Annotated in this window: 14 protein-coding genes; 6 read left to right on the top strand and 8 right to left on the bottom strand. The window is 70.0% G+C overall.

The features are described from left to right. Nucleotides 1-25 precede the first annotated feature (25 nt). The 4 genes from tilS (at nucleotide 26) to folE (ending at nucleotide 4668) form a co-directional block, all read left to right on the top strand. Complete coding sequence (gene tilS, locus ACGFW5_RS31690) at nucleotides 26-1093, top strand: tRNA lysidine(34) synthetase TilS (protein ID WP_393837774.1); 1068 nt, start codon at nucleotides 26-28, stop codon at nucleotides 1091-1093. A 75-nt stretch (nucleotides 1094-1168) separates the two neighbouring features. Then, nucleotides 1169-1708: a hypoxanthine phosphoribosyltransferase gene (gene hpt / locus ACGFW5_RS31685; RefSeq protein WP_120727895.1), complete on the top strand. Its 540-nt coding sequence runs from the start codon at nucleotides 1169-1171 to the stop codon at nucleotides 1706-1708. Nucleotides 1709-1922: 214 nt separating this feature from the next. Next, complete coding sequence (gene ftsH / locus ACGFW5_RS31680; RefSeq protein WP_393837773.1) at nucleotides 1923-3947, top strand: ATP-dependent zinc metalloprotease FtsH; 2025 nt, start codon at nucleotides 1923-1925, stop codon at nucleotides 3945-3947. A 115-nt stretch (nucleotides 3948-4062) separates the two neighbouring features. Then, nucleotides 4063-4668 (top strand): GTP cyclohydrolase I FolE, encoded by a 606-nt coding sequence (folE, locus tag ACGFW5_RS31675; protein WP_393837772.1) that lies wholly within the window; start codon nucleotides 4063-4065, stop codon nucleotides 4666-4668. A 312-nt stretch (nucleotides 4669-4980) separates the two neighbouring features. Here folE and ACGFW5_RS31670 read toward each other — a convergent pair whose 3' ends face one another. The 6 genes from ACGFW5_RS31670 to ACGFW5_RS31645 all read right to left on the bottom strand — a co-directional run bounded on the left by ACGFW5_RS31670 (nucleotide 4981) and on the right by ACGFW5_RS31645 (nucleotide 8503). Further along, complete coding sequence (locus ACGFW5_RS31670; protein ID WP_393837771.1) at nucleotides 4981-5460, bottom strand: DUF3180 domain-containing protein; 480 nt, start codon at nucleotides 5458-5460, stop codon at nucleotides 4981-4983. 126 nt (nucleotides 5461-5586) lie between these two features. Further along, entirely contained in the window at nucleotides 5587-6201 is a 615-nt protein-coding gene (folK, locus tag ACGFW5_RS31665) for a 2-amino-4-hydroxy-6-hydroxymethyldihydropteridine diphosphokinase (protein ID WP_393837770.1), read from the bottom strand. After that, on the bottom strand, nucleotides 6198-6557 hold the full coding sequence (gene folB, locus ACGFW5_RS31660) for a dihydroneopterin aldolase (RefSeq protein WP_393837769.1): 360 nt from the start codon (nucleotides 6555-6557) through the stop codon (nucleotides 6198-6200). The genes folK and folB overlap by 4 nt, the downstream gene beginning before the upstream one ends. Nucleotides 6558-6754: 197 nt before the next feature. Then, the gene (locus ACGFW5_RS31655; protein ID WP_393837768.1) at nucleotides 6755-7216 is read right to left on the bottom strand and encodes a nuclear transport factor 2 family protein; all 462 of its coding nucleotides are present in this window, start codon (nucleotides 7214-7216) and stop codon (nucleotides 6755-6757) included. Further along, entirely contained in the window at nucleotides 7213-8073 is an 861-nt protein-coding gene (folP, locus tag ACGFW5_RS31650) for a dihydropteroate synthase (RefSeq protein WP_393837767.1), read from the bottom strand. The genes ACGFW5_RS31655 and folP overlap by 4 nt, the downstream gene beginning before the upstream one ends. A 16-nt stretch (nucleotides 8074-8089) precedes the next feature. After that, nucleotides 8090-8503, bottom strand: a complete 414-nt coding sequence (locus ACGFW5_RS31645) for a MarR family winged helix-turn-helix transcriptional regulator (protein WP_393837803.1) — start codon at nucleotides 8501-8503, stop codon at nucleotides 8090-8092. Between the two features lie 174 nt (nucleotides 8504-8677). Between ACGFW5_RS31645 and ACGFW5_RS31640 the strand changes: the two genes are divergently transcribed. Beyond that, nucleotides 8678-10156 (top strand): MFS transporter, encoded by a 1479-nt coding sequence (locus ACGFW5_RS31640; protein ID WP_393837766.1) that lies wholly within the window; start codon nucleotides 8678-8680, stop codon nucleotides 10154-10156. 840 nt (nucleotides 10157-10996) lie between these two features. On the opposite strand, the gene ACGFW5_RS31635 is transcribed toward ACGFW5_RS31640, so the two are convergent. After that, nucleotides 10997-12601 (bottom strand): MDR family MFS transporter, encoded by a 1605-nt coding sequence (locus ACGFW5_RS31635; RefSeq protein WP_393837765.1) that lies wholly within the window; start codon nucleotides 12599-12601, stop codon nucleotides 10997-10999. Between the two features lie 172 nt (nucleotides 12602-12773). Between ACGFW5_RS31635 and ACGFW5_RS31630 the strand changes: the two genes are divergently transcribed. After that, the gene (locus ACGFW5_RS31630) at nucleotides 12774-13340 is read left to right on the top strand and encodes a TetR/AcrR family transcriptional regulator (protein WP_393837764.1); all 567 of its coding nucleotides are present in this window, start codon (nucleotides 12774-12776) and stop codon (nucleotides 13338-13340) included. Nucleotides 13341-13393: 53 nt separating this feature from the next. On the opposite strand, the gene ACGFW5_RS31625 is transcribed toward ACGFW5_RS31630, so the two are convergent. Further along, a complete protein-coding gene (locus ACGFW5_RS31625; RefSeq protein ID WP_393837763.1) occupies nucleotides 13394-14050 on the bottom strand; it encodes a M23 family metallopeptidase in 657 nt (218 codons plus the stop codon). Nucleotides 14051-14261 lie beyond the last annotated feature (211 nt).

Below are 14261 nucleotides of genomic sequence, written 5' to 3'. Positions count from 1 at the left end.
CCAACTTCACCGAAGGGCACCGGACATGGGTCCCCATCCTGCGGTCGCAGCGATACGCCTGGCGGTTCGCCGCGTACTCCACGACGTACTGAACGAACACTCCCGCCACCACGAGAGCGCCGCGACGGCCGTGACCGCGGGGGCCCCCGCCGGTCCCGGGACCGGCGCGCGCCCCGCGCCCGAGCCCCTGGTGCTCGTGGCCTGCTCCGGTGGCGCCGACTCCATGGCGCTCGCCTCCGCCCTCGCCTTCGAGGCCCGCAAGCTCTCGCTGCGCGCCGGCGGCATCACCATCGACCACGGCCTCCAGGACGGCTCGGACCTGCGCGCCGCCGAAGTCGTCTCCCGCATGACGGGCCTCGGCCTGGAACCCGCCGAGTCCGTCGCCGTCCACGTGGGCCGCGAGGGCGGACCCGAGGCCGCCGCCCGGGATGCCCGCTACGCCGCGCTCGATGCCGCCGCCGAGCGCCACGGCGCCGCCGCGATCCTGCTCGGCCACACGCGTGACGACCAGGCCGAGACCGTGCTCCTCGGCCTCGCCCGCGGCTCCGGCACCCGCTCCCTGTCCGGCATGGCCGCCGTCTCGGGGGCGGCGGGCCGCTACCGGCGCCCCTTCCTTGAGCTCGACCGCCAGACCGCCCGCAAGGCCTGCATGGTCCAGGCGCTGCCCGTCTGGGACGACCCGCACAACGCCGACCCCGCCTACACCCGCTCCCGGCTGCGCCAGGAGGGTCTGCCGGCCCTGGAGAAGGCGCTCGGCAAGGGCGTCGTCGAGGCGCTTGCCCGCACCGCCCAGCTCTCCCGCGACGACGCCGACGCCCTGGACGCCTGGGCGCTCCGGGCCGAGGCCTCCGTACGGGACGAGGCGGGGCTCCTGGAGTGCGCGAAGCTCTACGCGCTGCCGCCCGCCGTGCGGCGCCGCATCGTGCGCCGGGCGGTCATCGAAGCGGGCTCACCGGCCGGTTCGCTCTTCGCCCGGCACGTGGAGGAGGTCGACAAGCTGATCACCGGCTGGCGCGGTCAGCGGGCCATCAATCTCCCGGGCCGCGTCGTCGCGCGTCGCCAGGGTGGCAGACTGGTCATTCGGCAGAGCTGAGCCCACGCACGACACTCGGCTCGCGTACGACACAGGCAAACCCCCAAGAAAGCGGCCCGGGTGAACGAGAAGGACATGGGCACCGACCTCCAGTCGGTGCTCATCACCAAGGAAGAGATCGACGCGAAGCTGGCGGAGCTGGCCGGGAAGATCGACGCGGAGTACGCGGGCAAGGATCTGCTCCTCGTCGGTGTCCTCAAGGGCGCCGTCATGGTCATGGCGGATCTGGCCCGTGCGCTGTCCACCCCCGTCACCATGGACTGGATGGCCGTCTCCTCGTACGGTGCGGGCACCCAGTCCTCCGGCGTCGTGCGGATCCTGAAGGACCTCGACACCGACATCAAGGGCAAGCACGTCCTCATCGTCGAGGACATCATCGACTCGGGTCTGACCCTGTCGTGGCTCCTGTCCAACCTCGGATCGCGCGAGCCCGCCTCCCTGGAGGTGTGCACGCTGCTCCGTAAGCCGGATGCCGCAAAGGTCGCGATCGACGTGAAGTGGATCGGCTTCGACATTCCGAATGAATTCGTCGTGGGCTACGGCCTCGACTACGCCGAGAAGTACCGCAATCTCCCCTTTGTCGGGACGCTCGCACCGCACGTGTACGGCGGCTGACGCAACCCCGTCGCGTTTCGGGGAACCACAGCCCGCCTCGCGCCGTTGGAGCATGGGAAGGGCCCTTTGTCAGCCGTACCGTGCGACCACGGGTGACAATGCTGGGGTACCGTCCGAAGAACAGTCTTTACGCAGAGTCTTAGTCAGTCTTAGTCATAGTCACAGCAGCATTTACCTACGGGCAGGAGGGACGGGGCGTTCTCGCTCCGTATGGATGGACGTGAAGCGATACTTCCGTGGGCCGGTCATGTGGATCGTGCTGGCCGTCCTCGCCGTGGTCGTGCTGATGCAGGTCGTCGGCTCGGGTGGCGGCTACAAGACGGTCGACACATCCGATGTCGTTCAGGCGATCAGCAACAAGCAGGTCGAACAGGCCAAGATCACCACAGGTGACAGTCAGGTCATCAAGATCGACCTGAAGGACGGCCAGAAGGTCAAGGGCAGCAGCAAGGTCCAGGCGAACTACATCGGGGACATCCAGGCGAGCTCGCTGGCCGATCAGCTCCAGGGCAGCGTCAAGGCCGGTGACATCCCCAAGGGCTACACCGTCTCGCCCGACAAGCAGAACCCGTTCCTCGGGATCCTGCTCTCGCTGCTCCCCTTCGTCCTCATCGTCGTGGTCTTCCTGTTCCTGATGAATCAGATGCAGGGCGGCGGCTCCCGAGTCATGAACTTCGGGAAGTCCAAGGCCAAGCTCATCACCAAGGACACCCCGAAGACGACCTTCGCCGACGTGGCGGGGTCCGACGAGGCGGTCGAGGAACTCCACGAGATCAAGGAGTTCCTTCAGGAGCCGGCGAAGTTCCAGGCCGTCGGCGCCAAGATCCCCAAGGGTGTGCTGCTCTACGGCCCGCCCGGCACGGGCAAGACGCTGCTCGCCCGCGCCGTCGCGGGTGAGGCCGGCGTGCCGTTCTACTCGATCTCCGGCTCCGACTTCGTCGAGATGTTCGTCGGTGTCGGCGCCTCGCGTGTCCGCGACCTCTTCGAGCAGGCCAAGGCGAACGCCCCGGCGATCGTCTTCGTCGACGAGATCGACGCCGTGGGACGCCACCGCGGCGCGGGCCTCGGCGGCGGTCACGACGAGCGCGAGCAGACGCTCAACCAGCTGCTCGTCGAGATGGACGGCTTCGACGTGAAGGGCGGCGTCATCCTGATCGCCGCCACGAACCGGCCCGACATCCTCGACCCGGCGCTGCTGCGTCCCGGCCGTTTCGACCGCCAGATCGCGGTCGACCGTCCGGACATGCAGGGCCGTCTGGAGATCTTGAAGGTCCACCAGAAGGGCAAGCCGGTCGCTCCGGACGTCGACCTGTCGGCCGTCGCGCGGCGCACGCCGGGCTTCACCGGCGCGGACCTCGCGAACGTGCTGAACGAGGCGGCGCTCCTGACGGCGCGCAGCGACCGCAAGCTGGTCGACAACAACGCGCTCGACGAGGCGATCGACCGTGTCGTGGCGGGTCCGCAGAAGCGGACGCGGATCATGTCCGAGAAGGAAAAGAAGATCACCGCGTACCACGAGGGCGGTCACGCCCTGGTCGCCGCGGCTTCCCCCAACTCGGACCCGGTCCACAAGATCACGATCCTGTCGCGCGGCCGGGCCCTGGGTTACACCATGGTCCTGCCGGACGAGGACAAGTACTCGACCACGCGCAACGAGATGCTTGACCAGCTGGCGTACATGCTGGGCGGGCGCGCGGCCGAGGAGCTGGTCTTCCACGACCCGACGACGGGCGCGGCCAACGACATCGAGAAGGCCACGGCCACCGCGCGAGCGATGGTCACGCAGTACGGCATGACCGAGCGTCTGGGCGCGATCAAGTTCGGTGGCGACAACACCGAGCCGTTCCTCGGCCGGGAGATGGCGCACCAGCGCGACTACTCGGAAGAGGTCGCGGCGCTCGTCGACGAAGAGGTCAAGAAGCTCATCGAGACGGCGCACAACGAGGCCTGGGAGATCCTGGTCGAGAACCGCGACATCCTCGACAAGCTGGTCCTTGAGCTCCTGGAGAAGGAGACTCTGAGCAAGGAGCAGATCGCCGAGGTGTTCTCCGGCATCGTCAAGCGCCCGGCCCGTCCGGCCTGGACCGGTTCCTCGCGGCGTACGCCGTCGACGAGGCCGCCGGTGCTGTCGCCGAAGGAGCTGGCGCTGACCAACGGTGCCACGAGCGCCAATGGTTCCGCCCCCCTGGACACCCCCACGGAGGCCCTGCCGGCCCCCGAGGACCGTCCGGAGAGCTGAGCACGGGGGCCGTACCGGCCCCGGAATGCATGCCGCGCCCCCCAGGTTTTAGCCTGTGGGGGCGCGGGTGTTTTCCGGCCACGCGCCATGATGACAGTCGAGGAACGAGGCACAGATGACCGACCCGGTGACGCTGGACGGCGAGGCCCAGATCGGCGAGTTCGACGAGAAGCGGGCCGAGAACGCCGTACGCGAGCTCCTCATAGCGGTCGGCGAGAACCCGGACCGCGAGGGACTGAAGGAGACGCCGGCGCGAGTGGCGCGGGCGTACAAGGAGATCCTGGCGGGACTGCGGCAGGAGCCCGAGGACGTTCTGACGACGACGTTCGACCTGGGGCACGACGAGATGGTCCTGGTGAAGGACATCGAGATCGTCTCCGTCTGTGAACACCACCTTCTTCCGTTCCACGGAGTGGCGCACGTCGGCTACATCCCCGCCGAGTCCGGGAAGATAACCGGTCTGTCGAAGCTGGCCCGCCTGGTGGACGTGTTCGCCCGCAGGCCGCAGGTGCAGGAGCGGCTGACCACGCAGATCGCCGACTCGCTGATGCGCATCCTCGACGCGCGCGGCGCCATCGTGGTGATCGAGGCCGAGCACATGTGCATGTCGGTGCGTGGCATCCGCAAGCCCGGCGCGAAGACCATGACCTCGGCGGTGCGGGGGCAACTGCGCGCCCCGGCGACGCGCAGCGAGGCGATGAGCCTGATCATGGCCCGTTGAGGCCCGTTGAGGCCCGTTGAGGCCCGTTGAGGGCGGTTGAGCGCGGCTGGGCGCGGTTGAGGTTCGCTGAGGTCGGCTGAAGGTCGGTTGAGGTTGGCTGATGCCTGTCGGCCCCGTCGGCCCCGCCTGACGGCCCGTCGGAGCGTCGGCCCCGGCGGCACCGCCTGATGGCATCGGCCAGTGTCGGTGCCGGTGCCGGTGCCGGTGCCGGTGTCGTGCCGGCGTGGTGGTGGCGCTCAACTCCCGTGCCGGGTAAGCCGGTTGGGGTCGGTCAGGGCCGGCTCAAGGGGCCGTCCTTCGGGGGTGGCGGTCTCAGGCGACCGGGGCCGTGGTGTCGTCCTCGTCCTCGGGGAGCTTGCAGACGCGCTCAAGGAAGAAGGCGGCGGCCACCACGGCGATGCCGGCCAGGACCGAGAAGCCGGCGTAGATCGCCTGGTCGCGGCGGGACGGCACGTCGAGGTAGCTCAGCAGATAGATGCCCGTCCCGCCGTACATCCCGCACACCAGGGCCGCGACCAGGGCGCTGGCCTGGCCGAAGACCACCGCGCGCGCCGCCATCAGGGGCTCCACGCCCTTGGCGCCCGGACGCCGTTCGCGCTGGGCGCGCAGCCGGGAACGGATGGACAGGGCGGTGGCGAGCAGGATGACGGCGATCACCGCGAGCACGATGGGCGCCGCGATCGGCACGCTCGGCAGGGTGGCCACCGCGTCCCACAGCCGGGCGCCCGCCCAGGAGAGCACTCCGGCGATGACGAACAGTCCGGCCAGCACGCCAAGCCGCAGTTGCTTCACGGAGTAGGGCCCTTCGCGTCTCTCGGTGGTCTGGTCGAAGCCGGTGCGCCGGAGCGCCCGGGGGTGCGGGGCTGTGACGCCCGTCCCGCGGCGCGCCCGGTGGCCGGCCTCCCAGAAGCGTAACGACTACTCGGGCAGCCGGAGTTCCAGATCGGCGCGGGGCAGTACGCCGTCGCGGCCGACGCCGCTCAGCAGCTCGGCGATGGTGCCGTGGCCGGGGAGCTGGGCCTCGGGCTCCACGTCGTGCCAGGGGGCGAGCACGAAGGCCCGCTGGTGGGCGCGCGGGTGAGGGAGGGTCAGGACCGGGTCGTCGGACACGACATCGGCGTAGGCAACGATGTCGACGTCGATGGTGCGCGGGCCCCAGCGCTCGTCACGCACCCGGTCGAAGGCCTCTTCGATGGCGTGGCCGCGCTCCAGGAGGGACGCCGGCGGCAGGGTGGTCTTCACGACGACGACCGCGTTGAAGTACGCCGGCTGGGAGCCGGGCTCGACGCCCCACGGCTCGGTCTCGTACACCGGCGAGACGGCTTTGACGCGCAGCCCCGGGGTGTCCTCCAGGGCGTCGATGGCGCCCTGAAGCGTCTCCAGACGGTTGCCGAGGTTGGAGCCGAGGGCGATCACCGCGCGGCGCGGGTTGGAGAGCGTCACATCGGCCGCGTCCACCTGCTCGACCACGGCGGCCGGCACGGGCTGTACGGTCGGGTCGCTCTGCGCGGCCCCCTGCGGATACACGCTCATACTCGGCTCCGGATGATGGTGATGGTCACGTCGTCGAACGGGACGGTGATCGGCGCGTCGGGCTTGTGGACGACCACCTCCACCTCCTGGACGCCTTCGTGCTTGAGGCACTGCTGGGCGATCCGCTCGGCGAGCGTTTCGATCAGGTCGACGGGCTCGCCCTGGACGACGTCCACGACTTCCTCGGCCACCACGCCGTAGTGCACGGTCTTCGCCAGGTCGTCGTCGGCCGCCGCGAGGCGGGTGTCGAGGCCGAGCACCAGGTCCACGATGAAGGTCTGGCCTTCCTCGCGCTCCCGGGGGAAGACGCCATGGTGCCCACGGGCCTTGAGGCCGCGCAGCGCGACACGATCCACGCGAATCACTCCTGCTGTCGTTGGTCAGACGGACATGCGGCCGCGTGCGGGCGGCTCGGTGCCCACAATCGAATCTACCTGCGGGCACTGACACTGCTCGCCCACGGGGGCTATGGACAGATCCTGACAGGCCTGGTAGCCGCCCCTACCCGATGGCTGTGGGTTCAATCCTGAAAAGCCCCCCGGCGTGCCCGGATTCAGTCCTCTTCGGGCTCGTCCTCGCCCGATTCGGCGAGCACCGGTGAGCCGTGGTGGGACCACAGTCGCCAGCCGCCGGATGTGCGGCGGAACACATTGGTGGCGACCACGAGCTGGCCGACCAGGGGGCCCAGCTCGCCGCTCTCCTCGGCGGGGCCGCCACTGAGGATGTTCTCGGTGCAGGTCACGAGGGCGGTGTCGCCGAGGATGACGACCTTCACATCGGTCAGGAAGAACTGGATGTACTCCGTGTTCGCCATGATCAGCGCGTACGAACGGAGCACTTCGCCGCGCCCGGAGAGCACCGGCCAGCCCGGGTGGACGCAGGAGATCCCGGTGTCGCCTGCCTCGGTGGCGTCCAGCCACAGCTCGGAGAGCTCGTCGAAGTCGCCCCGCTCAAGGGTCTCGTAGAACGCGGTGTTGGCGCGCTCGACCGCCTCGCTCTCGGCGCGCGGGCTCACCGGGCTCCCTCGACGGCGCGCGCCACGCGGACGGCGTCGGCGGTGGCCCGCACCTCGTGGACGCGGACCGCCCAGGCGCCCTCGTGGGCGGCTATGGCGGAGACGGCGGCGGTGGCCGCGTCGCGCTCGCGGGCGGGCGGCGGGGCGCCCTCGTCGCCGGCCAGGACGCGGCCGAGGAACCGCTTGCGGGAGGCGGCGACCAGGACGGGCCGACCGAGCGCGCGCAGCGCGGCGAGGTGGGCGACCAGGGCGAGGTCGTGCTCGGCCCGCTTGGCGAAGCCGAGGCCGGGGTCGATGACGATGCGCTCGGGGGCGATACCGCCCTCGATGACGGCCTCCGTACGGAGGCGGAGTTCCGCGACGACCTCGGCCACCACGTCCCCGTACACCGCGCGGCTGTTCATGTCCTGGCTGAAGCCGCGCCAGTGCATGACGACGAAGAGGGCGCCGGTGGCGGCGACGGCGGGGACCATCGCGGGGTCGGCGAGGCCGCCGCTGACGTCGTTGACCAGGACCGCGCCCGCGGCGATCGCCTGTTCGGCGACGCGGGCGCGCATGGTGTCCACGGAGACGGTGACGCCCTCGGATGCCAGGCCGCGCACGACCGGCACGACACGGCGCAGCTCCTCGTCCTCGTCCACGCGGGAGGCGCCGGGGCGCGTCGACTCGCCGCCGACGTCCACCAGGTCGGCGCCCGCGGTGACCAGGTCGAGGCCGTGCTTGACGGCGGTCGAGGTGTCGAACCAGCGGCCGCCGTCGGAGAAGGAGTCGGGCGTCACGTTGACCACGCCCATGACCGCGCAGCGGTCCCATTCGGGCAGGCCTTCGACGGACCCCCGCCCGTTCCACGTACTCATACGTCAAGCGTAGGCGTCAGGCGGGCGTTCGAGGACCATCCCCGGGGGCCGGGAAGAGGCGCTGGAGGAGATCGTGCAGGACGGCCCGGTCGGCGTCGCCCAGCGAGTCGAGTGCGCTGTGGGTGGCGAGCATGCCGGTCCTGACGGTCTCCACGGTCCGCATGCCGTCGTCGGTGAGGACCACGTTCTTGACGCGGCGGTCGGTCGGACTCGGCTCGCGGCGCACCAGGGCGCGTGCTTCGAGCCGGTCGATGATTCCCGTCACGTTGGAGGCGTCGCAGTGCAGCGTGGTGGCGAGCGAGCGCATGGAGGCGGGGCCGCGGCGCAGCACCGTCAGGGTCTTGGCCTGGCTGGAGGTCAGGCCCTCGTCGGCGGCGGCCGAGGTGAAGTCGCCGTAGAAGCCGGCCAGGGCGTCCCAGATGGCGTCCATGAGCGTGAGGTTGCCTGCGGCGGCGTGGCGGGTTCCAGGGGGCATGCCGCCACTGTACCCGCGACTCAAGGGAAACTTGACTACCTCAACCTTTGATGTTTACCTTCATTAAGTTGCTTGAGGTAATCAAGCTGCCATCCGCTCACGTACCTCCTCTGCCGTACGGAAGAAACAGTGACCACTAATCAACGCCCCAGCGGCGGCACCGGGCTCGTCCTGGTCCTCGGCCTCGCCGCCATGGTCGTCTCGATGATGCAGACCCTGGTCGTGCCGATCCTCGGGACCATCCAGAGCGACCTCGGCACCACCACCTCCGGGGTCAGCTGGGTCACCACCGCGACCCTGCTCTCCGCGGCCGTCTTCACCCCGCTGCTCGGCCGCTTCGGCGACATGCACGGCAAGAAGCCGACGCTGATCGGTGTGCTCGTGGTCATGGTCGCGGGCTCCGTGCTCGCCGCCACCACCAGCTCCCTCGTGCTGCTGATCGTCGGCCGAGTGCTCCAGGGCGCGGCCACCGCGATCTTCCCGCTGGCGCTTTCCGTACTCCGCGAGGAGATCCCCGCGCAGAAGCTGCACGGCGCGATGGCGCTGGTCAGCGGCACCCTCGCGTTCGGCAGCGGCCTCGCACTCGTCGGCGCCGGGCTGCTCACGCAGGGCTCGCACCCCGACTACCACCGCGTCTTCTGGCTCGCCGTGATCCTCGCGGTCCTCGCCCTGATCGCCGTCATCGTGGTCGTCCCCGCCTCCCGTACGAAGACCGGCGGACGCACCGACTGGCTCGGCGCGGCCACCCTCGCCGCCTTCCTCGTCATGCTCCTGCTGCCCATCTCGCAGGGCCACGAGTGGGGCTGGTCGTCGGGCCGTACGATCGGGCTCTTCATCGGCGCCGTGGTGATGGCCGGGGTCTGGGTCCTGGTCGAGCGCAAGGTCGCCGAGCCCATGGTCGACATGCGGATGTTCGCGCACCGACCGGTGCTCTTCACCAACCTGGCCGGGCTGCTCCTCGGCTTCGCGATGTTCTCCCAGTTCATCGGCGTCTCCTACCTGGTGCAGATGCCCGACAAGCTCACCGGGTACGGCTTCACCGCCTCCGTGCTGCGCGCCTCCGTCGAGTACCTGCTGCCCACCACGCTGGTCTCGCTGATCGCCGCGCCGCTCGGCGGGCAGCTCGTCGGGCGGATCGGGGCGCGCTTCACGCTCGCGGCGGGCGCTGCCTTCGGCGTGCTCGGCTTCGCCTGGCTGACCGGGGCGCACGACTCGACGTCGTCCGTCATCCTCGCGGGCATGCTGATCGGTGCCGCGATCAGCTTCGGGTACGCGGCGATGCCGGCGCTCATCGTGGCGTCCGTCCCGCACCACCAGACGGGGATCGCGAACGGGATCAACTCGATCTCGCGGTCCGTGGGTTCCGCGATCGCCAGTGCCGTGATCACCTCGCTGCTCGCCTCGAAGGTCATCTCCGGGCTGCCGGCCGGGGTGCCGCCGCTGCCGGCGGAGAGCCAGTTCACGTTGTCCTTCGCGCTGGCCGGGATTGCGTTCGTGCTGGTGGTGGGGGTGGCTCTGGTGGGGCTTTCCTCTGACCGGGGGGTGCGGGCGCGGCGCGTTGTGGCGGGGTCGTCGGATGCGCCGGAGGCGCAACTCGAACGCGCCTGACCTCCGGGGTGGGCCCCGCTGAACCCCCTTGGGCTCCGCCCCGGGGGGTTTTCCCACCCGCCCGCCCGTGCGGCTACTTGAGGGTGCGGCGCCCTGGGGCTGCGCCCCAGACCCCATGCGGGTTTGCCCACCCGCCCGCCCGTACAGCGCATTGAATGAGCTGACCCCTGGGGCTGCGCCCCAGACCCCATGCGGGGGCTCCGCCCCCTGCACCCCCGTTCGCGCCTGAACGGCGCTCGTCCTCAAACGCCGGACAGGCTGAAGATGCCCGAGCAACCCAGCACGGCCCCTGCACCAGCGCCGCCAGGGGCGCGGGGAACTGCGCGACCAGCCACGCACAGCCCGCGGACGAAAGCGAGTCTCTGCCGCGGTGGCCACGAGAGGCGATGCCGGATGCCCTACAGGGGCGCGAGGAACTGCGCGAGAAGCACCCACGACCCGCACCCGAAAGCCAGCCCCTCAAGGGGCGCGGGGAACGGCGCAACCAGCCACGCACGACCCGCGGACGAAAGCGGGTTCAGGGACGCGAGGAACTGCGCGAGAAGCACCCACGACCCGCACCCGAAAACCGGCCCCTCAAGGGGCGCGGGGAACTGCGCGAAAAGCGACCACGGTCCGCACGCGACCGAAGGTTTTGGGGGCGCGGGGAACTGCGCGGCCAGCCACATCCGGCCCGCACACTGAAACCCACCGGCACCCGCGCCGCACCACACTGCATCACAACGCATCACACCAAACCACACCCACCAAACCGCGCCCCCCACCCCGCCCACGAGGGCAAGGAACAAGGAGGCGCGGTGAGGAAAGCGGGGAGGGGAAGGGGGAAGGGGAAGCGGCCGGTTACAGGGCCGGCTCCGTGAAGGGGGCCTCCGCGGGGGCGTCCTGCGGGGTCTCCTTGCCCGGCGTCGGCGCGGAGCCCCGCAGGGGGACCTCCTTGACGAAGAGCGCTGCCACGAACAGGGCCACCGCGATGATCGAACCGACCAGGAACGTCCCGTGCGTACCGGAGGAGACGGCGTACTGGTACGCCTCCCGCACCGGCGGCGCCAGCTTCTTCAGGCTGGCCTCGTCGAGTTGGGCGTTGGCCAGGCTGCCGGCTCCCGACGCCGCCGCGCCGAGGCGGTGCACCATCTCGTCGCCGACCCGGTTCGTGAAGATCGCGCCCATGATCGAGACGCCGAAGGACGAGCCGAGCGTACGGAAGAGGGTAGTGGAGGACGAGGCGACGCCCATGTCCTTCATCTCGACGCTGTTCTGCGCGACCAGCATCGTGATCTGCATCAGGAAGCCCATGCCCGCGCCGAGCACCGCCATGTAGACGCCGGACATGAACCGGGTCGTGGTGGTGTCCATCGTGGACAGGAGGAACAAGCCGACCACGACGAGCGCGCCGCCCATGATCGGGAAGATCTTGTACTTGCCGCTGTTGGTGGTGACCCGGCCCGCGATCAGCGACACGGCCATCATCGAGAGCAGCATCGGCAGGAGCAGCAGACCGGAGTTGGTGGCGGACGCGCCCTGCACGGACTGCTGGTACAGCGGCAGGAAGAGCATCGCGCCGAACATCACGAAGCCGGTCAGGAAGCCGATCACGGACATCAGCGAGAAGTTGCGGTTGCGGAAGATGTGCAGCGGCACGATCGGCTCGGCGGCCTTCGTCTCGACGAAGAGGAAGCCGACGATCGAGGCGACGCCGACCGCGATGAGCTCCATGATGATCGCGGAGCCCCAGGCGTACTGCGAGCCGCCCCACGTGGTGACCAGGACGATCGAGGTGATGCCGACGGTCAGCAGGATCGTGCCGAGGTAGTCGATCCGGCCGCGGGCCCGCTTCTTGGGCAGGTGCAGGACGGCGGTGACCATGGCGAGCGCGACCGCGCCGAGCGGGATGTTGATGTAGAACGTCCAGCGCCAGCCGAGGTGGTCGGTGATGGCGCCGCCGACCAGCGGGCCGCCGATCATGGCGAGCGCCATGACGCCGGCCATCATGCCCTGGTACTTGCCGCGGTCGCGGGGCGGGATCAGGTCACCGATGATCGCCATGACGCCGACCATGAGGCCGCCGGCGCCGAGACCCTGGATCGCGCGGAAGCCGATGAGCTGGCTCATGTCCTGGGCCATGCCGCTGAGCGCGGAGCCGATCAGGAAGATCACTATGGAGGTCAGGAAGGCGCCCTTGCGCCCGTACATGTCGCCGAGCTTGCCCCAGATCGGGGTGGAGGCCGCGGTGGCCAGGGTGTAGGCGGTGACCACCCAGGACAGGTGTTCAAGGCCGCCGAGTTCGCCCACGATCGTCGGCATCGCCGTGTTCACGATCATGTTGTCGAGCATGGCGAGCAGCATCGCGATCATGAGCGCGAGCAGCACCACGCGGACGCTGCGCGGCTGTGGCCCGTCGTTCACCCCCGGGTCCGCCGCCTGGTCCTTCGATATCCCCGTCGCCATCGTCCCCAACTCCCTGAACCTGCCGTCCACCGGGTGAGGCACTTACTTGCCGCCCGGCTAGTTACCACTACACTGGGGAAGGTAGACCCTAACTAGCCGGGCGTCAAGCAAGTTAGTGATCAACCGGCACGGCCGCCGGGGGACGGCGGCCGTATGCATTCGGGAGAGCGGCATGGCCAGAGGAAACACCCGCCAGCGGATCCAGGACGTTGCCCTGGAGCTCTTCGGTGAGCAGGGGTACGAGAAGACCTCGTTGCGCGAGATCGCCGAGCGCCTGGATGTGACGAAGGCCGCGCTCTACTACCACTTCAAGACCAAGGAAGACATCATCATCAGCCTCTTCCAGGACCTCACCAGGCCCATGGACGAGCTGATCGAGTGGGGCCAGACGCAGCCGCACACCCTGGAGGTCAAGCAGGAGATCCTGCGCCGCTACAGCGAGGCCCTGGTCGGGGCGGAGCCGCTGTTCCGCTTCATGCAGGAGAACCAGGCGGCCATGCGCGAGCTGAGCATCGGCGAGACGTTCAAGGAGCGCATGCACGCCATGGTCGACCTGCTCAAGGATCCGGACGGCTCGATGGCCGACCGCATCCGCTGCTTCACGGCGCTGTTCTCGATGCACGCCGGGATGTTCGTGCTCAAGGACATGGAGGGCGACCCCGAGGAGAAGCGCACCAGCATCCTCGAAGTCGCCAACGACCTGGTCGTCCAGGCCCACCACAACGCGCGCGGTCGCTAGAACGCGGCCGGCGCCCCCCTCCCTGGGCCGGGCACCCGCTTGTCCGGGGCCCCTCAGACGGTGATGCCCACCGTCCGCAGGAAGGCGACGGGGTTGACGGCCGAGCCGTAGTTCGGCGTCGTACGGATCTCGAAGTGCAGGTGCGGGCCGCTGGAGTTGCCGGTGCTGCCCGACAGGGCGATCCGCTGGCCGGTGGCCACGCTCTGGCCCACGTGCACGCCGATGTGCGAGAGATGGGCGTACTGCGAGTACGTACGGTCCGCGTGCCGGATCACGATCGCGTTGCCGTACGCCGGGCCGTCACCGGCGCCCACCGGGCCCGCCTTGACGACGGTCCCGCCGTGCGCGGCCGCGACGGGGGTGCCGCTGGGCACCGCGAAGTCCTGCCCGGAGTGCTTGTGCGACCACATCGTGCCGCCCAGGCCGAAGCTCGCGCTCAGCGTGTAGTGCGAGACCGGGTGCACCCAGGAGGCGGCCTTGGCGGCGGCGGCCTTGCGCGCCGCGGCGGCGGCCTTGCTCTGCGCCTTAGCCTGGTCGGCGACGGCGTTCGTCGTGGCGGTGACCGCGGCCCGCGGGGTGGCGTCGACCTGGTCGGCGACCGCGACGCCCGTACCGAGGAGCGTGACGGCCCCCATCCCGGTGGCGACGGCCGCGGCACGCAGCGACGGGACGGACGGGCGGGCGGAGGAGGACGGGATGCGCCGGAACATGCGGGAGCTCTTCCATGACGGGGACGGGGTCGCCGCCGAGCGGGGCTCCTGGCGGCACTGCGGGGACCCGGCGCACAGAGCGGCACACGAGTCGGCCTCACCTTGGCAACCCACCCACCCATCCCCGCCCAAAACGCCCATCTACTAACGAAAGCCGTAATGATCAGGCCGGGAATAGCGGCGGCGCCCGCCCAACGCCCCCTAGGGGGTG

Source organism: Streptomyces sp. NPDC048416 (assembly GCF_043200435.1).
In the GTDB taxonomy this organism is placed as follows: domain Bacteria; phylum Actinomycetota; class Actinomycetes; order Streptomycetales; family Streptomycetaceae; genus Streptomyces.
The sequence above is the reverse complement of the archived record's forward strand: the minus strand, read 5'-3'. Positions and strand labels throughout refer to the sequence as shown.